Annotated in this window: 17 protein-coding genes; 9 read left to right on the forward strand and 8 right to left on the reverse strand. The window is 71.0% G+C overall.

Annotated elements, in window-relative coordinates; translation table 11 throughout:
• Positions 1-191: 191 nt before the first annotated feature.
• The 3 genes from ACIBLC_RS08300 to ACIBLC_RS08310 form a co-directional block, all read right to left on the reverse strand.
• Positions 192-479 carry an ArsR family transcriptional regulator gene (locus ACIBLC_RS08300; RefSeq protein ID WP_399210431.1) on the reverse strand — a complete coding sequence of 96 codons (288 nt, stop codon included), beginning with the start codon at positions 477-479 and terminating at the stop codon, positions 192-194.
• Positions 480-653: 174 nt separating this feature from the next.
• Positions 654-2222 (reverse strand): arabinogalactan endo-beta-1,4-galactanase, encoded by a 1569-nt coding sequence (locus tag ACIBLC_RS08305; protein WP_399210432.1) that lies wholly within the window; start codon positions 2220-2222, stop codon positions 654-656.
• A gap of 150 nt (positions 2223-2372) precedes the next feature.
• Positions 2373-4394, reverse strand: a complete 2022-nt coding sequence (locus ACIBLC_RS08310) for a beta-galactosidase (RefSeq protein WP_399209955.1) — start codon at positions 4392-4394, stop codon at positions 2373-2375.
• 185 nt (positions 4395-4579) lie between these two features.
• Between ACIBLC_RS08310 and ACIBLC_RS08315 the strand changes: the two genes are divergently transcribed.
• The 5 genes from ACIBLC_RS08315 (at position 4580) to ACIBLC_RS08335 (ending at position 9279) form a co-directional block, all read left to right on the forward strand.
• Positions 4580-5902, forward strand: coding sequence for an ABC transporter substrate-binding protein (locus tag ACIBLC_RS08315; protein ID WP_399209956.1), 1323 nt, complete (start codon positions 4580-4582; stop codon positions 5900-5902).
• A complete protein-coding gene (locus ACIBLC_RS08320) occupies positions 5899-6822 on the forward strand; it encodes a carbohydrate ABC transporter permease (protein ID WP_399209957.1) in 924 nt (307 codons plus the stop codon). Before ACIBLC_RS08315 ends, ACIBLC_RS08320 begins: the two co-directional genes overlap by 4 nt.
• Positions 6819-7724, forward strand: coding sequence for a carbohydrate ABC transporter permease (locus ACIBLC_RS08325; protein ID WP_399209958.1), 906 nt, complete (start codon positions 6819-6821; stop codon positions 7722-7724). Before ACIBLC_RS08320 ends, ACIBLC_RS08325 begins: the two co-directional genes overlap by 4 nt.
• Positions 7721-8752 (forward strand): LacI family DNA-binding transcriptional regulator, encoded by a 1032-nt coding sequence (locus ACIBLC_RS08330; protein WP_399209959.1) that lies wholly within the window; start codon positions 7721-7723, stop codon positions 8750-8752. Before ACIBLC_RS08325 ends, ACIBLC_RS08330 begins: the two co-directional genes overlap by 4 nt.
• Positions 8753-8886: 134 nt before the next feature.
• Positions 8887-9279, forward strand: a complete 393-nt coding sequence (locus ACIBLC_RS08335; RefSeq protein WP_399209960.1) for a MarR family winged helix-turn-helix transcriptional regulator — start codon at positions 8887-8889, stop codon at positions 9277-9279.
• Between the two features lie 30 nt (positions 9280-9309).
• On the opposite strand, the gene ACIBLC_RS08340 is transcribed toward ACIBLC_RS08335, so the two are convergent.
• Together ACIBLC_RS08340 and ACIBLC_RS08345 are read right to left on the reverse strand one after the other, a co-directional pair.
• On the reverse strand, positions 9310-10428 hold the full coding sequence (locus ACIBLC_RS08340; protein WP_399209961.1) for a hypothetical protein: 1119 nt from the start codon (positions 10426-10428) through the stop codon (positions 9310-9312).
• A gap of 221 nt (positions 10429-10649) precedes the next feature.
• A complete protein-coding gene (locus ACIBLC_RS08345) occupies positions 10650-11063 on the reverse strand; it encodes an SseB family protein (protein WP_399209962.1) in 414 nt (137 codons plus the stop codon).
• Positions 11064-11312: 249 nt separating this feature from the next.
• Between ACIBLC_RS08345 and ACIBLC_RS08350 the strand changes: the two genes are divergently transcribed.
• The 4 genes from ACIBLC_RS08350 to ACIBLC_RS08365 all read left to right on the forward strand — a co-directional run bounded on the left by ACIBLC_RS08350 (position 11313) and on the right by ACIBLC_RS08365 (position 16674).
• Positions 11313-12575, forward strand: a complete 1263-nt coding sequence (locus ACIBLC_RS08350; protein WP_399209963.1) for an alpha-L-fucosidase — start codon at positions 11313-11315, stop codon at positions 12573-12575.
• A 151-nt stretch (positions 12576-12726) separates the two neighbouring features.
• The gene (locus ACIBLC_RS08355) at positions 12727-13746 is read left to right on the forward strand and encodes a permease (protein WP_399209964.1); all 1020 of its coding nucleotides are present in this window, start codon (positions 12727-12729) and stop codon (positions 13744-13746) included.
• On the forward strand, positions 13743-14504 hold the full coding sequence (locus ACIBLC_RS08360) for a TIGR03943 family putative permease subunit (protein ID WP_399209965.1): 762 nt from the start codon (positions 13743-13745) through the stop codon (positions 14502-14504). The genes ACIBLC_RS08355 and ACIBLC_RS08360 overlap by 4 nt, the downstream gene beginning before the upstream one ends.
• 148 nt (positions 14505-14652) lie before the next feature.
• Positions 14653-16674: a trypsin-like peptidase domain-containing protein gene (locus tag ACIBLC_RS08365; protein WP_399209966.1), complete on the forward strand. Its 2022-nt coding sequence runs from the start codon at positions 14653-14655 to the stop codon at positions 16672-16674.
• A gap of 53 nt (positions 16675-16727) precedes the next feature.
• Here ACIBLC_RS08365 and ACIBLC_RS08370 read toward each other — a convergent pair whose 3' ends face one another.
• The 3 genes from ACIBLC_RS08370 to lnt all read right to left on the reverse strand — a co-directional run bounded on the left by ACIBLC_RS08370 (position 16728) and on the right by lnt (position 21931).
• Positions 16728-19607, reverse strand: coding sequence for an AAA family ATPase (locus ACIBLC_RS08370; protein ID WP_399209967.1), 2880 nt, complete (start codon positions 19605-19607; stop codon positions 16728-16730).
• Between the two features lie 181 nt (positions 19608-19788).
• Entirely contained in the window at positions 19789-20262 is a 474-nt protein-coding gene (locus tag ACIBLC_RS08375) for an NUDIX hydrolase (protein ID WP_399209968.1), read from the reverse strand.
• Between the two features lie 34 nt (positions 20263-20296).
• Positions 20297-21931 carry an apolipoprotein N-acyltransferase gene (gene lnt, locus ACIBLC_RS08380; RefSeq protein ID WP_399209969.1) on the reverse strand — a complete coding sequence of 545 codons (1635 nt, stop codon included), beginning with the start codon at positions 21929-21931 and terminating at the stop codon, positions 20297-20299.
• Positions 21932-22178 lie beyond the last annotated feature (247 nt).

Raw genomic sequence — 22178 nt, forward strand, 5'->3', positions numbered from 1 at the left:
GCGTACGTCTCCTACTCGCCGGGGCCCGGCCGTCCGGGCACTCTCGATCGCAAGTAGGGACCGTTGGCGGCATCGTCACCGCGGTTGGGGTACGGCGGGCCCCACCGCCGCGCCGCGAGACGGTCGCGGCAGGTGAACAGCGTAACGCCGCGGGTACCGGCACCGCACACCCGGCTGAGGCCGGGCGGCTCCTACCAGCCCTTCTCGAAGAAGTGGCTGACCTCGGCGATGCGGTACTCGTCGCGTCGGTAGTAGGTCCGACGTCTGACCCTCTTGGTGCGCAGCAGCCCCATCCCGGTGAGGAGTTCCAGGTGGGCGCGGGCCACCGCACGGCGAACACCGAGCTTCGCGGCGAGGGTCGCCGGGGTGACGCCGTCCTCGACGAGGTCGCCGTGCCGCTGCCGCGGGAAGTGCGCGACGGGGTCCCGCAGCCACTCCATGATGTCCAGGCGTTGTCCACTGACGGGAACCTTCAGCATCTCGTCCCCCTCCGTCACGGCGGTCTCCCGCCACTGTGCCGCAGCCCGGGGCGACACGCACGGTCTTCGGCTACGTCGGCCGGGAGCGAACGCACGCGGAAGAGCCCGAGGGCCCGGCAGCCACGGCAGCCGGGCCCTCGGTCACGCACGTACTCGTCAGGTGTTCCTCAGGGCTCAGCGGTGGCTGAACCACGCCATGGCGGGCAGGGCCTTGTCGTCGTAGCCGAACAGGGCCTGGTTCTCCCAGCCGTTGCCGGACGCGGAGTCCGTCGGGTCCCAGCCGTTGCCGGTGACAGCGGTCCAGGTGGACTCCCAGTAGAAGATGCCGAGGCCGCGGCCGTTCGGGACGGCCTCCACGATGCTCGCCACGTCCTTCATCCACTTCGTCTGCCCGGCTGTCGAGGCCGCGTAGCCGGAGACCAGTTCACTGCTGAGGTCGATGATGTTCTCGGTCGAATCCTCACTGTCGAGACGGAACGGGTAGGCGGTCTCGGCGAGGTAGACCGGCTTCCCGTAGCGGGCCGCCGCGTCGTCCAGCGTTGTCTGGAAGTCGGCGAGCGTACCGTGCCAGTAGCCGTAGTACGACAGGCCGATGACGTCGAACTTCACGCCGTTGGCGACGGCGCTGTCGAACCACCAGCGGGTGCCCGCGAGGTCACCGCCCTTGGCGAGGTGCAGCGCCACGGTGGTGGAGGAGCTGACCGCCTTGACCGCGTCGTAGCCGGAGTTGAGCAGCCCCGCGAGCTGCGACCAGTTGCTCGTCGAGCCCTCGGACCAGAGCATGCCGCCGTTGATCTCGTTGCCGACCTGCACCATGTCGGCCGTGGTGCCCTGCGCCTTCAGGGCGTTGAGGACGTCGTAGGTGTGGTTGTAGACGTCGGTCCTGAGCTGGCTGTACGAGTGCCCGGACCAGGCGGCCGGCTTGGTCTGGGCGCCGGGGTCGGCCCAGGTGTCCGAGTAGTGGAAGTCGACGAGCAGCTTCATGCCCTGCGCCTTGACCCTCTTGGCGACGGCCAGCACGCGCGCCTTGTTGTTGTAGCCGTCGGCGGGGTTCACCCACACCTTGAGACGGGCGTAGTTCTGCCCGGCCGACTTGAGGATGGCGAGCGCGTCTCCGGTCGTGCCGGAGCTGGTCCTGTAGACGCCGCCGAAGGCCTCGCTCTTGGCGAGTGAGGAGACGTCGGAACCCTTGATGGCGAGGCCTGTCGAGCCGGACGCGAACGTCACGTCGTCGACGTTGAGCCAGTTGCCCGCGTTCGCGTCGGAGTTGACGCTGATCGTGCACTGGTTGTTCGTCACGGCGATGGAGGTGACGATCCGGAGCCAGCCGCTGGCGGAGACCGGCAGGTCGGTGCGCTGTTCCGTGCTGCCGCAGTTCTTCAGGGCGAGGTAGGCCGAGTTCTGGCCGCCGCCCGAGCGCACCCACGCGGTGAGGGTGTAGTTCCCGTTGGTCAGCCCGGAGAGGTACTGGTAGGTCTCCACCTTGTAGGCCGAGGCCGACCAGTGGGTGAGGCGGTAACTCCCGCCGTGGCCACCGGACTCGGTGTACGAGGCGGCGGTCTGTCCGGCCGCCGAGTACGTCGTCCAGCCGGTCGGTGTCGCGGTGCCGGCGCCGTTCGACTCGAAGCCGCCGTTGGTGACGGTGGCAGCGGCCTGCGCCGAGGTGGCGGGCAGGGTGGTGAGAGCCAGACCTGCGAAGAGCGGTATCAGCAGGGTCCGTAGGGCTCGTCTCGCGTGGAACATCGTCGTCCCTTCGACGAAGGCGGGGAGACGGGGGTGGTTGGCGGCGCCGTGCCCGAAGGGCGTGCGCACGGCGCCGTCAGGACCGGCCGGATGTCTCCCCGGAATCCGGCCGGGGTCTGTGGGGCGGGACGGACTCGTGGAGCGTGCGGCTCAGCTGTCGAGCCGTACCACCCGGACCGCGCCCGCGGGTACCGCGAGCCGGCCCGCGGCCCGTTCGCCCGTGAGGAGTTCGGAGCCGTGCGCCTCCAGCGGCACCTTGGCGTCCGAGGCGGTGTGGTTGACGGCGAAGACGTAGGTGCCGGACTCGCCGGTGCGGCGCACCACTTCGACATCGCGGGGCAGGTCGGCGCGCGGTGCGATGCGCGCGTCCTCGGCCGCCCAGCCGATCAGGGCGTCCAGGCCCTGGGCACCGAGGCGGGTGGAGACGTACCAGGCCGAGCCCTCGCCGAGGCGGTGGCGGGTGACGGCCGGGTGGCCCGCGGTGAGCCCGTCGGCGTACGTCCACACGGTCTCGGCGGCGCCCGGCACCACGAACTCGGTCCACACGTCGCCGGTGAGCTCGGAGCCGTCGGGCCCGGTGATACGGACCCGGTCGCCCTGGAGAAGCGGCGAGAACTCCTCGACGGTCAGGCCGAGTACGTCACGAAGGGCGCCCGGACAGGGACCCTCGTGCACGGCGTCGTGCTCGTCGACGATGCCGGAGAAGTACGAGACGAGGAGGGTGCCGCCGTTCTCGACGTACTCCCTGAGGTTGTTCCCGGCGGCCTCGGTCATCAGGTACAGCGCGGGCACGACGACAAGGGGATAGGCCGACAAGTCGGCTTCCGGGTGGGCGAAGTCGACCGTGAGGTGACGGTCGTAGAGCGCTTCGTAGAAGGCGTCGGCCCGCTCGCGCGGGTCATGGTCCTCGCTGGGGCGCCACTGGAGGTTCTGCGCCCACCAGGACTGCCAGTCCCAGAGCACGGCGACGTCCGCGACGGTGCGGGTGCCCCTCAAGGGGGTCAACGAGTCGACGGACGCGCCGAGTTCGACGACCTCGCGCCATACGCGGGAGTCAGTGCCGGCGTGCGGCAGCATCGACGAGTGGAACTTCTCGGCGCCGCGCCGGGACTGCCGCCACTGGAAGAACATGGCGCCGTCGGAGCCGCGCGCGATGTGCGCGAGGGAGTTGCGGGCCATCTGGCCCGGGGCCTTCGCGGGGTTGCGGGGCTGCCAGTTGACGCCGGACGTGGAGTGTTCGAGGAGCAGCCAGGGGGCGCCGCCGCCGACCGAGCGGGTGAGGTCGGCGGCCATCGCGAGGTTGACGTGGGTACGGCGGCCGTCGGTGATCAGGTAGTGGTCGTTGGTGACGAGGTCGACCTCGCGGCCCCAGGCCCAGTAGTCGATGGAGTCGCACTGGCTGAGCGCGGTCATGAAGTTGGTGGTGACCGGGATGCCCGGCGAGAGGCGGTGCAGGATGTCCCGCTCGGCCACGAAGTTCTCGCGCAGGGTGGCGTCGGCGAACCGCTTGTAGTCCAGCGCCTGGGCCGGGTTGCCGACGGTCGGCGTCACCCGTGGCGGGTTGACCTGGTCGAAGTCGGCGTAGCGCTGACCCCAGAAGGCGGTGCCCCAGGCCTCGTTGAGCGCGTCGACGGTGCCGTAGGCCTGGGTGAGCCAGCGGCGGAAGTGCGCGGCGCAGGACTCGCAGTAGCAGGCCGAGACGGGCACGCCGTACTCGTTGTGGACGTGCCACATGGCGAGCGCGGGGTGGTCGGCGTACCGGGTGGCGAGCTGGGTGGTGATGTTCGCGGCGGCTGCCCGGTAGTGGGCGTTGCTGTGGCAGATGGCGCCGCGTGAGCCGAACTCGTACCGGGTTCCGTCCGCGGTCAGCGGCAGCGCGTCGGGGTGGGCGCGGTAGAACCAGGCGGGCGGCGCCACGGTCGGCGTACCGAGGTCGGCGCGTATGCCGTTCTCGTGCAGCAGGTCCAGGACGCGGTCCAGCCAGTCGAAGTCGTAGGCGCCGGGCGCCGGTTCGAGGAGCGCCCAGGAGAAGATCCCGACGCTCACCATCGTGACGCCCGCCTCGCGCATCAGCCGGACGTCTTCCTGCCAGACGTGTTCCGGCCACTGCTCGGGGTTGTAGTCCCCACCGAAGGCGAGCCTGGTGAGGCCCTTGGGGGTGGTCTCCGGCATGGATCTCTCCCGTTTAATCGATCATTTGGGAACGTGCACACACATCGCCATCGGCGAGAGCCCAACATAACCGCACAGCAACAACCATTGACAAGTGTCCGGGATGTTTCTCTACTGTGAACGCTCACAGAAGCATGGCAGGTCGCCCGCAGCAGGCGGAGACCCAGGTCAGGGGAGAACTATCCATGCCCATCACGAAGCACAGCCGCCTCGTGGCCACCACCATCGCCGTCGCGCTCGGTGCCACCTCGCTCGCCGCGTGCGGGTCGTCCGACGACGACACGAGCGATGCCCAGTCCGGTCCCGCGTCCCTGACGTACTGGACCTGGGCCCCGGGCATGGACAAGGTCGTGGACCTGTGGAACAAGGGGCCGGGCAAAGAGCAGCAGATCACCGTCACGGTGAAGAAGCAGGCGTCCGGCGACACGCTGGTCACCAAGATCCTCACCGCGCACAAGGCGAACAAGGCGCCGGACCTGGTGCAGGCCGAGTACCAGGCGCTGCCGACGCTGGTCAGCAATGACGCGCTCGCCGACATATCCGGTGATGTGGACGGCGCCAAGGACAAGTTCGCCGAGGGCGTCTGGCAGCAGACGACGCTGGGCTCGGACGCGGTGTACGCGGTCCCGCAGGACATCGGGCCGATGATGTTCTACTACCGCGAGGACCTCTTCAAGCAGTACGACCTGACGGTTCCCACCACGTGGGAGGAGTTCGCGGAGACGGCCCGCGCGCTCAAGGAGAAGGCCCCGGACAAGGACCTGACCACGTTCTCCGCCAACGACTCCGGCCTGTTCGCCGGTCTCGCGCAGCAGGCCGGCGCCAAGTGGTGGACGACCGAGGGCGACAAGTGGAAGGTCGGCATCGACGACGCGGCGACGCGGAAGGTCGCCGACTTCTGGGGCGGTCTCGTCAAGGAGGGCGCGATCGACAACCAGCCGATGTACACGCCGTCCTGGAACAAGGCGCTGAACACCGGCAAGCAGATCGCCTGGGTCAGCGCGGTCTGGGCGCCGGGCACCCTCACCACCGCGGCCCCCGACACCGAGGGCAAGTGGGCGATGGCCCCGCTGCCGCAGTGGTCGGCGTCCGACAACGTCACCGGCAGCTGGGGCGGTTCGTCCACCGCGGTCACCACCGACTCCAAGAACAAGTCGGCCGCCGCGAAGTTCGCCGCCTGGCTGAACACGGACCCGACCGCGGTGGCCGCGATGGCCAAGGAGGGCGGCATCTACCCGGCCGCCACCAGCGCCCAGACCGGTGGCGCGTTCGCCCAGCCGCCGGCCTTCTTCTCGAACCAGGCCGACTTCTACACCAAGGCCTCCGAGATCGCGAAGACCACCGCGCCGTCCGCCTGGGGCCCGAACGTGAACGTCGCCTACACGACCTTCAACGACGCCTTCGGCGCCGCCGCAAAGAACAAGTCGGACTTCGGTGCCGCTCTGAAGACCATGCAGGGCGACACCGTCGCCGACCTCAAGAAGCAGGGCTTCGGGGTCGCGGAGTGACCAAGGCACGCCGGAAGCCGTACGGGGTCAAGGGGGCCCCGTACGCTTTCCTCATCCCCGCGACGATCCTCTTCGCCCTCTTCTTCGCGCTGCCCATCGGATACGCGCTCTGGCTGAGCCTGCACAAGGTCCAGGTCTCGGGCCTGGGCCTGGGCGCCGGCGCCCGCAAGGAGGTCTGGGCGGGGCTGGACAACTACGCCGACGCGCTCACCGACTCCGAACTGCTCGACGGGGCGCTGCGCGTGGTGGGTTACGGCGCCATCGTCATCCCCGTGATGCTCGGCCTCGCGCTGCTCTTCGCGCTGATGCTCGACACGGACAAGGTGCGCCTCGCCCCCTTCACCCGGCTCGCGATCTTCCTGCCGTACGCCATCCCCGGCGTCGTCGCCGCGCTGCTGTGGGGCTTCCTGTACCTCCCGGACGTGAGCCCCTTCTACTTCATCCTCGACAGACTGGGGATGCCGCAGCCGGACCTGCTGGACGGCGGTCCGCTCTACATCGCCCTCTCGAACATCGCGGTCTGGGGCGGCACCGGCTTCAACATGATCGTCATCTACACCTCGCTCCAGGCCATTCCGGCCGAGGTGTACGAGGCGGCAAGGCTGGACGGCGCCACACCGCTGCAGACCGCGCTGCGGATCAAGATCCCGATGGTGGCACCCTCGCTGGTGCTCACCTTCTTCTTCTCGATCATCGCGACGCTCCAGGTGTTCAGCGAGCCGACCACCCTGAAACCGCTCACCAACTCCGTCTCCACGACCTGGAGTCCGCTGATGAAGGTGTACCAGGACGCCTTCCGCAAGGGCGACATCTACTCCGCCGCGGCGGAGGCGGCACTCATCGCCGTCATCACCCTCGTCCTGTCCTTCGGCTTCCTGCGCGCCGCGAACTCCCGTAACAAGCAGGAGGAAGCACGATGAGTTCTCTTGCCCTGCGCAAGGCCGCCCCGGCCGCGGGCACCACCCCCGGCACCGCCCAGGGGCCGCCGCTGCGCCGCCGGATCGCCCTCGTACCGACGCTGACACTGCTGCTCGGCGCCCTCTACTGCCTGCTGCCCGTCGCCTGGGTGGTGATCGCCGCCACCAAGTCGGGCAGTGAGCTGTTCTCCACCTTCACCTTCCTGCCGGGCACCGGCTTCACCGAGAACGTGCGGGATCTCAACGCCTACCGCGAGGGCATCTACTGGAAGTGGATGGGCAACTCCGCCCTCTACGCCGGTCTCGGCGCCCTCCTGTCGACAGCCGTCTCGGCGGTCAGCGGCTACGCGCTCGCCATGTACCGCTTCCGGGGCCGCGAGACCATCTTCGGCGTCCTGATGGCGGGGGTGCTGATGCCGCCGGTGATCCTGGCGATCCCCCAGTACCTGCTGCTGGCGAAGGCCGACCTGACGGACTCGTACGCGTCCGTGCTCCTGCCCCTCGTCCTCTCCCCGTACGGCGTCTACCTCGCCCGGATCTACGCCGCCGCGGCCGTGCCCGGTGACGTGGTCGAGGCGGGGCGGATGGACGGCGCGAGCGAATGGCGGATCTTCACCCGGGTCGCGCTGCCGATGATGGTGCCCGGCCTGGTGACCGTGTTCCTGTTCCAGTTCGTGGCGGTGTGGAACAACTTCCTGCTGCCGTACATCATGCTCAGCGACGACGAGAAGTTCCCGATCACGCTCGGTCTGTTCACGCTCCTCGAACAGGGCTCCAACACCCCGGCGTTGTACACGCTGGTGATCACCGGCGCGCTGCTCGCGATCATCCCTCTGGTCGCGCTGTTCCTGGTCATCCAGCGTTTCTGGAGTCTCGATCTGTTGTCGGGAGCCGTAAAGTCGTGACCATGACCAACGCGGGGGGCCGGCGCAGACCGCCGACGATTCACGACGTCGCGCGCGAGGCGGGTGTGTCCAGGGGCACGGTGTCGCGCGTGCTCAACGGCGGGCACTACGTCAGCCCCGCGGCCCAGGAAGCGGTCAACGCCGCCATCCGCAGGACGGGTTACGTCGTGAACCGGCATGCCCGCTCACTGATCACCGGGCGTTCGGACTCGATCGGCTTCCTGCTGACCGAGCCACAGGAGAGGTTCTTCGAGGACCCCAACTTCAATGTCCTGCTGCGCGGCTGTACACAGGCGCTGGCCGCGCACGACGTTCCCCTCCTGTTGATGCTCGCCGGCACCAAGGACGAACGGCGGCGTATCACGCGGTACATCACCGCCGGTCATGTCGACGGCGTGCTGCTGGTCTCCAGCCACTCCGGCGACCCGGTGGCGGAGGAACTGCGCGAGGCGGGCGTGCCGCTGGTCGCCTGCGGCAAGCCCATCGGCATGGGGTCCAAGGTCAGTTACGTCGCCGCGGACGACCGGGACGGCGCCCGCGACATGGTCAAGCACCTGCTGTCCCTCGGCCGCCGCCGGATCGGCATGGTCACGGGCCCGCTCGACACCCCCGGCGGTGTGGAGCGTCTCGCGGGCTACCGGGAGGTGCTCACCGAGGCGGGTATCGAGGCGGACGACCGCCTGGTCGTCTCCGGGGACTACAGCCGGGCGAGCGGTGAGGCGGGCGCCGAGCAACTCCTCGGCCGGGTGCCGGACATGGACGCCGTGTTCGTCGCCTCCGACCTGATGGCGCAGGGCGTGCTGGGCGCGCTGCACCGGGCCGGCCGCCGGGTCCCCGAGGACGTGGCCGTCGGCGGCTTCGACGACTCCCCCGCCGCCACCGCGTCCACTCCCGCGCTCACCACCATCCGACAGCCCTGGGACCGCATCAGCGCCGAGATGGTCCGGGTGCTGCTCGCACAGATCGGTGGCGAGAACCCGGCGGCGGTGATCCTTCCGACGGAGCTGGTGCGGCGGGAGTCGACCTAGGCGGTACGGCGGGTGCGCTCAGTCACCGTGCCGGCGCCGAGCGGTCGGCGAGTTGTCGATGAGCGGTCGTAGTTGGATGCAGCTGCAGTAGTTGCACACTCAATGACTGGCCCGATCTCTGTTACCGTTCAGTTATGGCAGCGAAGAATCCGGGTGCTCGGCTTGAGGACCAGTGGCGGGACATCCTTGCGGTGCACGCGCGCACGATGTGCGAGATCGACCGCGAGCTGCATCCGTACGGTCTCGGCGCCAGCGACTTCGAGGTGCTCGACATCCTCGCCTCGGGCACGGCCGCGCAGCCCGGTGCCCAGTGCCGGGTGCAGAACATCGCCGATCAGGTCCATCTGAGCCAGAGCGCCCTGTCCCGCCTCATCGGACGGCTGGAGCGGGACGGCCTGGTGGAGCGCACCCTCTGCGAGGACGACCGGCGTGGCGTGTGGGTCGCGCTCACCGTGAAGGGACACGACCTGCACACCGAGGTACGGCCGCTGCAACGCGCCGCCCTCGACCGCATGTTGAACGACTAGCACGGGCCGGCCGGGAGCTCACGAGTCCGGCTACCGGGCCGAAGGCGGCTGTTGACGCGGGCGTGGTTCGCCACCCGGGCGCCGGTCCGTCGGGCGTCGCGGAGGAACAGGTTCGGCGGCGAAGTCCCGGGGCCCGGTCCACAGGGCGGGAACCGCGTCACCCCGACGGCACAACTCGTAGGCGATCGCCTCGTAGTTGACCCGCCAGCCGTGGAAGTGCGGCCACGCCTGCCTCGCGGACCGCTCCGCGGGGAAACCCGCCGTCTCGGTCATCGCCACGGCTGCCTCGAACTCCTGGAAGGTGAGCCGGATCGGCGCGTCCGGAGCCGGGTCGGTGTCGAAGCCGAAGCGGAGCGAGCGGGCGATGTCACGCAGCGCGGTGAAGCCCGCGCGCAGCACCAGGCGGGCCTCGGGCGGGGCACTGCTCGGCGCGAGGGCGAGCTGCATGGCGGCGGCGTCCATGACGGCGACGAGCCCGACGATCCAGCTGCGGTAGGGCCGCGGCGAACGGAACGCCAGCAGAACCGGGTACGTGGAGTGGCTCTCGCCGATGTCCGAGGCGAGCCGTTCCCAGGACCGGTACAGCTCGGGCAGCGCGGTCTCGGTGTCGACCAGCCACTGCCGGGCCAGGATCTCCGGCCCCCAGGCGGGCTCGCCCGCGCGCGACTGGAGCAGGGTCACCTCCAGCTCGCGGCGGTTGTAGGCGGCGTACAGCGTGGGCAGATACGCGATCTGGAGCGCGATCACGATCGGTCCGGTGGCCGCTGCCAGGAAGTCCACCACGGACAGGTGCAGCCGGTCACCGCTGGCGAAACCGAGTGTGAACAGGCTGGAGCCGGCTTCCCTGACGGCGTTGGGCCAGGTCAGTGACGACAGGGCGTGCAGCAGCAGTCCGTAGCCGAACAGCGCCCCGCCCAACCAGCTCGCCAGCATGCCGACCAGCATGAGCGGAGCCAGCCAGGTCTGCGCGCGGTCGTGGGCCTGGTAGCTGCCGCCCGGAGCGGCCAGCCGCAGAAGGAGCCGCAGGCCCTGCCACCAGCGGATGACCAGCGAGGAGTAGAGCCCGCGCGGCACCACGAGGGTGCGCAGAACACTGGCGAGGACCACTGCCAGGAGCACAGCGCCGGCCACGCCCGAAAGCCATTTCATGGGGTCATTGTCACGCCGGCACACAGGCCTCGGAGCGGGCACCTGATCTCAAGTGTCTCCAGGTCATGGCGCCGGGCGTCCGGCGCGGGGTGCGCACGCCACGCGCCGACGGTGCGGGGCAGCCACCTGACACCCCGTCCTCCCCCGCCGCCGCGACCGCGTGGGCACGGTGACGGGCGAGCACGGGGGTGCGAGGCAGGGGGAGCGCGCAGCTGCCGGACCTACGCCTGCGGCCGGGCCAGCAGGGTGCGTACGCCCTCCGAGGTGAGGGTCAGGCCGTGCGCCGAACTGGCGTCGATCGTGAGCGCCAGGTCACTGGCCGGCCACTGTGAGGCGAGCGCGCCCAGCGGCACCATGCGGTAGCGGGAGACGGAGGGGAGCAGCTCGGCCATCTCCAGCTCGGAGGTGAAGACCGGCACGACCTGCTCACCGCCGGGCGCCTCCAGGACGGGCAGCGCGACGGCCGTCGGATCGGCCACGTCCTCCTCGCTGACGTCGTCGGGCACGGGGACCAGTACTTCGCTGCCGGCGAGCGTCTCCAGGGCCACCACGTCCTCGGTGTTCTGGGCGAGGACGTCCAAGGCTTCCTGGGCCGGTGTCGCGGGCGTGATGTGGTCGTTCGAGGGGGTGTCCATGGCGACTCCCGGGGGTAGATCGGACAAGCTGCCCGGGACGGGGTCCGCCACAGGCACCCCCGTCGCGTACCCGCCGAGTACCAGGGCATTCCTCGCGGGCCTTCCTCGTACTTCGCGGCAGAGAATTTGCCCGTAGGGCGCCGGCCCCGGGTTTCCCGCTCACCGGGTTCGCGCCCCAGGGTGAAAATCGACCACCAGTGGTGACCGTCGCCCACGCGCGGCCGGCGCACCCGCTCCTAGCGTGGGCGCATGCCGATGCAACCCTGGTTCTCCGATGCCAAGCTGGGCATCTTCATCCATTACGGCGTCTACGCCGTGGACGGATGGGCCGAGTCCTGGTCGTTCTACACGGGTGAGGTCACGCACGAGCGGTACATGGAACAGCTCGGCCGCTTCACCGCCTCGCGTTATGACCCGGCCGCCTGGGCGGATCTGTTCGCCCGTGTCGGCGCCAGATACGCGGTACTGACCACCAAGCACCACGACGGCGTGGCCCTGTGGGACACCGGCCACCGGAATCTGGACGTGGTCCGGGACACACCGGCCGGCCGGGACCTCGTCACCGGCTTCGCCGACGCTCTGCGCGAACGGGATCTCAAGGTCGGCCTCTACTACTCGCACTCCGACTGGAACCACCCCGACTACGCGAGCCTCCGGCACGTGCGGCCGGGCGAGCCTCCCAGCCCGTTCTCCCACGCCGAGCCCGGCAAGGAGGACCCGGCGGCCTGGCGACGGTACCTCGCCTACCGCGACGGCCAGGTGGGCGAGCTCGTCGACCGCTTCCGCCCCGACCTGCTCTGGTTCGACGGCGAGTGGGAGCGCACCGAGGACCAGTGGCGGATGCGCGAGCTGGCCGAGCTGATCCTCGCGGGCGCCCCGGACACCGTTCTCAACGCCCGCATGCTGAGTTACGGCGACTACGCGACCCCCGAGCAGGGCGTTCCGCTCCAGGCCCCGGACGGCCCCTGGGAGCTCTGCCTGACGATCAACGACTCGTGGAGCTACCGGCCCACGGACCACGACCACAAGTCGGTACGCCAGTTGGTGCGCTACTTCACCGAGACGATCGGCATGGGCGGCAATCTGCTGCTCGACGTCGGCCCGATGGAGGACGGGACGATCCCCGCGGAACAGGTCGAACGCCTGGAGGGCCTCGGCGCGTGGATCGCCGAGCACTCCGACGCCGTGTACGGGACGGTCGCCGGGCTGCCTGCCGGGCACCACTACGGCCCCAGTACCCTCTCCGCCGACCGGCGCACGCTGTACCTGACCTGCTTCGACGCACCGCGTGAGGCCGTGTCGGTCCGTGGCCTGCGCAACGCCGTGCGCCGGGTGTCCGTCCTGGGCACGGGCACCGAACTGGGCCACCACGTCACCGGAGGACTGGACGCGGTACCCGGCGTGACCTGGATCGACGCGCCCGTCCCGGCCGACCTCGACGAGTACGCCACCGTGCTGGCCGTCGAACTCGACGGAGAGCTGGACCTCTACCGGGGCGCGGGGCGCGACTGACGCAGGTATCCGACGAGCACGGTGACGGGCGAACCGGCGACCGGCCCGCGGACGTTGCTCCCCACGATGAGAAGCTGTGCCTCGACCGGCGTACTGAAGGTGGAGGGGCGACCAGGCCACCGAGCCCTTCCTTACCGGAGGTACCTCACCCGTGACCATCACCAAGTCGGCCCCGCCCCCGGTCGGGCACCGCGACGCGGGCGACCGGCAGGGCCGGCGGGGCCGGCACGTCAACTCCTCCCTCGTCCTGACCGTGGTTCTGCTCCTGCTGGTCACCTCGCAGGGTTCGATCCGGCAGGCGCTGTCCGCGCCGGTGATGCAGAGCTGGATGACCGTGTTCGTCGCGGTGATCATCCAGGCGCTGCCCTTCCTGGTCCTCGGCGTGCTCCTGTCGGCGGTCATCGCGGTCTTCGTCCCGCCCTCGTTCTTCGCCCGTGCCCTGCCGAGCAGGCCCGCCCTGGCGGTACCGGTCGCCGGGCTGGCCGGGGCGGTCCTGCCCGGCTGCGAGTGCGCCTCCGTTCCGGTGGCCGGGGCGCTGGTGCGCCGGGGCGTCACGCCCGCCGCGGCGCTGGCCTTCCTGCTGTCCGCGCCAGCGATCAACCCGATCGTGCTGACGGCCACGGCGGTCGCGTTCCCGCGCGATCCGGAGATGGTCCTCGCCCGATTCGTGGCGAGCCTCCTCGTGGCGTGCGCGATGGGCTGGCTCTGGCAGCGGCTGGGCCGCGCGGACTGGCTGCGCCCGCCGGCCCGCCCGGCGTCCGACGGACTCGGCAGGGGTGCCGCGTTCTGGGGGTCCGTACGGCACGACGTGATGCACGCGGGCGGCTTCCTCGTCGTCGGCGCGATGGCCGCGGCCACCCTGAAGGCCGTCGTGCCGGAGAGCTGGCTGCAGGCCGCGGCGGGCAACTTCGTGGTGTCGGTGCTCGCCCTGGCCGTTCTCGCGGTGCTGTTGTCGATCTGCTCGGAGGCCGACGCGTTCGTGGTCGCGTCGCTGTCCCAGTTCTCGCTCACCGCCCGACTCGCGTTCCTCGTCGTCGGGCCGATGATCGACCTGAAGCTGTTCGCCATGCAGGTCGGTACGTTCGGCCGCGGGTTCGCGCTGCGGTTCGCCCCCGCCACCTTCGTCCTCGCGATCCTCGTGTCGATGCTCGTCGGGGCGGTGCTGCTGTGAACCGGCAGGCGCAGGCGGCCGTCCTGTTCCTCGTCGGCGCGGCGATCCTGAAGGCCGGCTCCAGCGACCTCTATCTGCGGTACGTCAAGGCCGGGTTGCGCCCGTTGCTGCTGGGGGCCGGCGTCGTCCTGATCGCCACGGCCGCCGCCACCGTCTGGTACGAACTGCGACACGGGCGGGCGCGCGACAAGGGCGAAGGCGATGAGGGCGCGGGTGAGGGCGTGGCCGACGAAGGGCACGGGCACGCCCACCGCGAGCCCCGTATCGCCTGGCTCCTGGTGCTCCCCCTGCTCGCCCTCATCCTGGTCGCCCCGCCTGCCCTGGGCTCCTACAGCGCGATGCGCACCGGCACGGCCCTGCAACCTCCCTTCGGCTACGCCGAGTTGCCCGCCGACGACCCGCTTACGCTCAGCCTGGTCGACTACGCCGGCCGCGCCGCCTACGGCCACGGGCACACCCTCGGCGACCGGCGGATCAAGGTCACCGGCTTCGTCGCTCTGGGCCACGACGGCACTCCGTACCTCGTCCGCATGGCCCTCAACTGCTGTGCCGCGGACGCCCAGCCCGTCAAGATCGGCCTGACCGGACGGATTCCCCCCGTCCTGCGACCCGACTCCTGGCTCGAAGTCACCGGTACCTACACGGACAAGCGGACCAAGGACCCCGTCAACGACGGGGTCATCCCCTTCATCGAGGTCGGCGAGGCCAGACCGGTCGCGACGCCACGCGACCCGTACGACGAGAGCTGGAACAACTGAACTGCCCTGCGGGGAAAGGCTTCCCCGGGGAACGGCGGCGCCCGTCCGCCGTTCCATGGGGAGTTCCCCGATGCGGTTCCGCGGAGGACCCGGCTAAGCAGAGAGGCAGCCCGTTTTCCTCCTCGGCCTCGCCATCGGGATGGTGCACATGGACACCCAGGTTCTCACCGCGGACACGTATGAACGAGTGCTGGCCGCCCGGCGGCATCAGTACGAAGCGGCGGCCGAACGGTACGTCGCGGCACTTCCGCAGCGTGAGGCGGTCGAGCGCCGGACCGGCCGGGGCATGTCCCTGCCGGACACCGAGAGCCAGCTCCAGGCCCGCGCGGAACACCTGATCAGCGGGGGCGCGCTGCCCATGGAGACGGTGATGTCGCTCGCCTCGCAGGAGAAGCCGGGGCGACGGCTGCTGGAGCGCATCATCGGCGCCTCCAAGGACCTCCAAGCGGTCAACTTCCTCTCCCGGGGCTCGCGTGCCGCCGCGACGGTGGGCCGCGTCTCACTGCTCGACAACGGCCGCGTGCTGCCGCTGGGGACGGCGTTCCTCGTCTCCCCGGATCTGCTGATGACCAATCACCATGTGCTGCCGGACGCGGACATGGCCGCGCGGGTCGTCGTGGAGTTCGGCGCCGAGACCGGAATCGACAACACCCCGGCACAGCCGGCCTCGTACCGGCTGCTCGCGGACTTCGTCCCGCTCGTCGACGAGGACCTGGACTTCTCCCTCGTACGCGTCGGGATGGGGGCCGACGGGCGCCCGCCCGGGGCGCGGTTCGGCTGGAACCGGCTCATCGAGGCGCAGGGCAAGCTGGTGATCGGCGAGTCCGTCAACGTCGTGGGGCACCCCAGTGGCCGGCTCAAGGAGATCGCCATCCGCCGCAACGAACTGCGCGTCCAGCTCGAGGACTTCCTGCACTACGACACGGACACCGAGCCCGGGAACTCCGGTTCTCCTGTCTTCAACGACCAGTGGGAAGTGGTGGCGCTGCACCACGCCGGTGTCGCCCGCAAGGACGACCAGGGCAGGCAACTGCGGCGCGACGGCACCCCCGTACAGTCCGGCGACCCGGACGACCTGGTGGACTGGGCCGCCAACGAGGGCGCCCGGGTCAGCCGCGTCGTGGCACGACTGCGGACCTCACTGGCCGGGACCGCGCGGGAGAACGTCCTCGGGGACCTCGGTCTTCTCCCCGACACCGCGCCCGCGGCCCTGCCCGCCACCGAAGGACTGCCGTCGCGCGCCGCCGAGGCCGCTCCCCGGCGCCGGGGGCTCCGGGGGCGTACGGGAGCGTTCGCGGGCCGTGGCCACCTGCTGTTCCTGCACGGGCGAGGTCAGGAGAAGGCGGATCCCGAGCACCTGCGGCGCTCCTGGACGTCGGGGCTCAACCGGGGACTCACCCTCGCCGGACTGCCGACGGTGGATCCGGTCGACGTATGGCTCCCGTTCTACGGCAACCGCGCGGCCGGTACGTCGGGACGCGAGGCCCTGCTCGCCGACGAGTCGGCACTGGGGTTCGCCCCGGCGGCCCCGCCCACCGACCCCACGACCCGGGTGCTCTATGAGCAGTTGGTCCGGGAGGCCGCGGTCAAGGCCGGTATGCCGGAGGAACTGCTCACCGCGGAGGAGGCTTTCAGCCTGCCCGGCGGTGCGTCCGGCGCGCTGCGGCGCTCGCTGGCCTGGCTTGCCGCCCGTACGGATCTGGACGCGTTGTTCGTGTCGGCCGTGCTGGGTGACGTGGCCCGCTACCTCGACAACCGGGAGACCCGGCAGGCGGTGCTGGACGCCGTGCGCGAGAGCGTGCCCGACTCGGGCTCACTGACCATCGTGGCGCACAGCCTCGGAACCGTCGTGGCCATGGATCTGCTGACCCAGCTGGACGCCGCGGTCGACGTACGGCTCCTGATCACGGTCGGCAGTCCGCTCGGCCTCGACTCCGTGTACGAGCGGCTGCTCGCCCCGACACTCCGGCGCCCGGAGCGGGTGGGGCGCTGGGACAACGTCTGGTGCCCGGCCGACCCGGTCACGATCGGATGCCCGCTGCGTCCCCGGTGGGGCGGCGATCTCCACGAGTCCGTCGTCACGAACCCGCGCGAGCAGGCACACTCCGTCCACGAGTACCTGGCGCATCCCGACGTCGCCCGGGCCGTGGCACGCGGGCTGCTCCCCTGACCCCGGACGGGGCCGGCGCCCAGCTCGGGCACCGGCCCCGTCGGTGCGTCCCGTCAGCGCACCTGGTCGGCGTGCACCAGATAGCGGGCCAGCTCGGACCGCGAACGCACGCCCAACTTGCGGTAGACGCGCGTCAGATGGGCCTCCACCGTCTTTCGGGACACGAAAAGGGCGGTGGCGGCCTCGCCGTTGCTCAGTCCGTCTCCGATGGCCAGCGCCACCTGGAGCTCCTGGGCGGTGAGGCTGTCGGTCCGCGGCACCGGCACCCGTGTGTCTCCGGCTCGGTGCCCGGCCGCGGCGAGTTCCACGGCCGCCCGGGACCGCCAGGAGGCCGCGCCGAGGCCGGCGAACGCCAACTGGGCGGCGAGGAGCAGCCCGCGAGCCGCCGTGGGCCGCCGGAAGCGGCGCAGCAGTTCCCCGCACATCAACTGGGTACGGGCGAGCTCGAAGGTCATCTCCTCGCGTGCGTGGACGTGTTCGGCGGTCCTGAGCCATTCCTGCGCCTCGTCGGCGGACTCGGAGAGCATGATGCGGCAGTGCGCGTGGGCGGCGGCCGGCCAGGCGAGTCCCGTGGACCGGGCGAGTTCCTCGATCCAGCCGGCGAGTCGGACGGCGCTGTCCCGCTCGCCGGTGCGGACGTACGCCTCGGCGAGTTCGGTCAGGAACGGCATCAGGTTGGGGTTGCCGAGCCCTGTCTCGTGCGCGAGTGACAGAGCCCTCTCCAGATGCCCGGCGGCCGCCTGTGGTTCTCCCGCTGTGAGCGCCGCCGAGCCCAGTGCCGCCTGGGCGAAGACCTCAAGACCGCGCACCTTGCCGCAGTGCCGTTCGTAGGCGGCGACACGGTCCTCGCAGCCCGCCCGGTCGCCGCGCAGCCCGTCGAGCCGCGCCAGCAGGAGCAGCGCGTACCCGGTCATCGCCCGGTGCCCGAACTCCTGGGCCCAGCGCAGGGCTTCGGCCCCGGCGGCCCCGGCCGTCGGCCAACGGCTCCACGACGTCACCTCGCACCGGCCGACGAGGGCGTACGGCAACAGGGCGGAAGCCCCGTCCCGCCTGGCTCCGTCGACGACCGCGTCGAGCACCGCCGTCGCCGCCTCCCGCTCGTCCACCCAGGAGAGCGCCTGGCCGATCTGGACCGCCAACTGCGGCTCCTCCGAGGGCCAGTCGCCGTGCAACGCCGCCCGCCCGGCGAGCAGCAGGGCGCGGCCCTCGGCCACCTCGCCGGCGAGTGCCTGCGCACAGCCGCGCATCACGTCGGCGAGGTGCCGGGAGGAGAGGGTGGCCGCCCCCGCGCCCTCTTCCTTCTCGAGGAGGTCGGCCATCGCCACGGATCGCGCCGAGGTGTCGACCGCCCAGCCGATCCGGCCGTCCGTCGTCGCGGGCAGGACGGCCGCCCCGTACAGCGCGCAGGCACGGAAGCGGTCCACCGGTTCCACCGCCTCGGCCGCCGCCACCAGGGAACGGTGGGCGCGGCCGGGATCGCCGAGCCAGCCGCAGGCCTGGCCGCGCAACAGCTCGATGTCGGCTGTGAGCCGTGCGTCCTCGCTCCAACGGAGCGCCTGTTCGCACCAGTCGACCGCGTCGCGGGATGCTCCGCCGTAGAAGGCGTCCCGTGCGGCGTTGAGCAACCGCTTCGCCCGGTCGGCGGCCGAGGGCGACAGCTCCGCGGAGCGGTGCCAGGCGTGCGCCGCCGCGGCGAGTGCGCCACGGCGGCGGGACCGTTCGGCCGCTTCCGCGAGTGCCGCGGCCACCGTCTCGTCCGGACCGGCCGCGGCGGAGGCCAGATACCACGTCCGTACTTCCCCGGACGAGAGATCCGCCAACGTCCGGTACGTACGCAGTCGTTGGGCGACCGAGCAGTGGCTGAACACCAGGGGCCGGAGCACCGGATGCCGCAGCTCGTATCCGTCGTCCAGAGCGCGGACCAGTCCGCTCTCCTCGGCCTCGTCGAGGGTGCCGAGCGACAGCCCGTTCGCGGCCAACGCCTTCTCCAGCAGGGCGAGTTCGGGTTCGCGGCAGGCGGCGACGTACACGAGGGCCGTGCGCGTCGCGCGCGAGAGCGCCCGTATCCGTCCCCACCAGGCCCGTTCGACCATCGGCCCGGGCATCTCCCAGGCCATGTCGGTCAGTTCGTCGCCGCGCCTCCTCGCGTCCACGAGTGCTGCCGCGTACTCCACCAGGACCAGCGGATTTCCCGAACTCAGCGTGATCAGGCGGCTGGCGGCGGGCTCCGCCGGGTCGACTCCGTGCCGCTCCAGCAGTTGTCGGCAGTGGTCCTCCGCCAGGGGGGCGACCGCCAGCAGGGGCACGTCCTCCCAGGTCGTGTCGTCGTCGGACGCCGGACGGGCGGCCATCACCAGGGCCACGTGCTCGGTGGCGAGGCGGCGTGCGACGAACTGGAGGGCCCGCCGTGACGACGGGTCCGACCAGTGCAGGTCGTCCACGACCACCAGCAGAGGCCCGGCCTCACCTGCGGCGGCCAGCACCTCGAGCGTCCCGGCGCAGACGGCGTACGGATTCGGCTCGTCGGAAGCCTCCACAAGTGCGAAGCACGTCTCCAGCGCCCGGCGACGGCTCGACGGCAGGCCGGCGAAGTGCGACCGCAGCGGGAGCAGCAGGTCGGCGAGGACCGTGTACGGCAGCACCGCCTCCGACTCGATCCCGCGCGCCCGCAGGACCCGTACCGGAGTCTGCCGCGAACCCTCGCGCACCGGCAGGTCGCCGCTCTGTGCCCGCCGGGCGACATGGTCGAGCAGGCTGGTCTTCCCTATGCCGGGCTCACCCCTCAGCAGCAGCGCGGCCCCGCGGTCGGGCAGCGACTCCAGCAGTCCGTCCAGCAGCGCGCACTCCCGCTCGCGCCCGATGGGCACCCGTTCCCCGTAGTCGTCCGTGGCCCGGTGTTCGCGCAGCCCGGCTTTCAGCGTCGGCTCGTTCATGAGGCCCCCGTGCCCTTCACTCCCCGCATACCCCCGTATGCGCACCATCGCGGCAATTCCGCGCCGCCCGCTCAGGATGCTCCCCTCGCGATGGTCACGGGGAGTCACCGGCAGGCGTTCATCCCGCGCTACGCCATCCGACGGATGCCCTTGTCCGTCACGGGATGGGGCTTCCTCGCACTCAGGTGGTGGGATCGAACCAGGTGGGCTCGTCGGACAGTGCCTGCTTGATCCGGAGCAGGCAGAACTCGCTCAGTTCAGGAAGCGCGTCCACGTCGAACCAGCCAACGTCCAGCGACTCGTCGTCATTGACCCGCGCCTCGCCGCCGACCGCCCGGCACCGGAACGTGATGTCCATGTACTGACAGTTGTCGCCGTTCGCGTAGGTCACCGGCGCGAGGGCCTGCACGAGTACGACGCGCTCGACGACGCACCGCACGGCCGTCTCCTCGAAGACCTCCCGCACCGCACCGGTCGCGGGCTGCTCCCCCGGGTCCGGGATGCCGCCGATCACCGACCACTTGCCGGTGTCGGAGCGGCGCCCCAGCAGGATTCTGCCCTCGTCGTCGAACACGATGGCGGTGACTCCGGGGAGCCAGAGGAGCTGGTGGCCGGCGGTGGCCCGGATGGTTCGGATGAAGTCGGGAGTAGCCATGCGTCGACCCTAACGGCCTGTTTCCACGGCTCCGTTACCGTCCGGGAACGCCGGTCTGAACGCCGTTGCTCCGTCGTCCGCGCACCGTCGTCGCCACCGCCCGGCCGAGCCCGCCCGCCGCGACCAGCACCAGGACCATCTCGGGCAGGATCCCGAGCCGGGTGGCGGGGGTCCGGGAGGAGCGCAGCGGCACCTTCTGGACGAGTGAGTCCGCCACGAACATCCCCGTCTTCTGGGTGATCCTCCCGTCCGGCATGATGACGGCGCTGACGCCGCTGGTCACCGGCACCGTGACGGTCCGGCTGTGCTCCACGGCGCGGACGCGGGACATGGCGAGCTGCTGGTAGGTCATCTCACTGCGGTCGAAGGTCGCGTTGTTGCTGGGCACGGAGATCATCTGCGCGCCGTCGGTGACGGTGTCGCGTACGTCCCAGTCGAAGGCGGCCTCGTAGCAGGTGGCCAGCCCGACCTTGGTGCCGTCCATGGTGAAGACGCCCGCCTCGGTGCCGCGGCTGAAGTCCTGGCTCACCATCGACGTCCAGTCGCTGTTGATGGCCCCGATGAGCGAACGCAGGGGGAGGTACTCGCCGAACGGCTGGATCTGCCGCTTGTCGTAGGTGTCGACCGCGCCCTTCTCCGGGTCCCACAGGATCTGCTCGTTGTAGAGCTTGCCGTCCCGCTCGACCACACCGCCGACCGAGATGGGCGCGCCGATCGCCTTGGCCGCGCGGTCGATCACGGCGCGGGCGTCGGGGTTGGTGAAGGGGTCGATGTCGGAGGAGTTCTCCGGCCACAGCACGAAGTCGGGCCGGGCGACCTTGCCCGCCTCGACCTCGGCGGCCAGCCGCTCGGTCTCCCGCGCGTGGTAGTCGAGTACGGCCCGCCGCTGGGCGTTGAACTCCAGCCCCGCGCGCGGCACATTGCCCTGGATGACCGCGACGGTCGCCGTACCGTCCTCGGCCTCGTCACTCACCAGCGACCGCGCCGCGAGCGCCCCCACCACGGGGACGGCGACACTCAGCAGGGCGACCGCGGCGGCCCCGCGTCGCACGATCCGGGTGCGGCGGCCTTCGATGGCCAGCCGTACGACCTCGCAGAGCCCGAAGCCGCAGAGCACGACCGCGAAGCCGAGCACCGGTGTGCCGCCCACCGCGGCGAGCGGAAGGAAGACCCCGTCCGCCTGCCCGAAGGCGATCTTTCCCCAGGGGAACCCGCCGAACGGCACGCGCGCGCGTGCCGCCTCGCCCGCGATCCACAGCGTCGCCGCCCACAGGGGCCATCCCGGCAGCCGCCAGACGGCGGTGATGCCCGCGCCGACGATTGCGACGAACGCCGACTCAGCGAGGACGAGGGCGATCCACGGCCCGGGGCCGACCTCCACACCGGTCCACACGAGCAGCGGCAGCAGGAAGCCGAGCCCGAACAGATAGCCGAGCCCGAGCCCCGCCTTCCAGGTGCGGCCGCGCAGTGTCCAGCCGAATACCGCGAAGGCCGGAAGCGCCAGCCACCACAGGGTGCGCGGCGGGAAGCTGACGTACAACAGCACCCCGGAGAGCGCCGCGGAGGCGGCCGGGGCGAGACGACGGGCCAGTCCTGCCCAGCGCGATATGGGCGCGGCCTGGGGTTCGAGCTGTTCCGGCTCGTCTACGGATGTCGCGGTGGCGGTCACTCCGGGAGTGTACGGCGGGTGACCTGGGCGCCGACAGCTCGGTCCGCCCAGCCCCGACCAGCGGCGGTCCGGCGCACGGGCCGCCTCCGGACCGCTCGGCCCTCACATCTGGCGCAACGTTTCTGCGCAACTTGTCCACAAACCCGCGCATCACCCGTTACGGTGTGCCCGAGCCTCTGACGTGCGGCCGGAAGCGCCCGCGACGGCCGGGGCCCGTCACAGTGGGGGGCGACGGGGTGGGGTCCAC

Source organism: Streptomyces sp. NPDC050535 (assembly GCF_044457665.1).
Classification (GTDB): Bacteria; Actinomycetota; Actinomycetes; order Streptomycetales; family Streptomycetaceae; genus Streptomyces.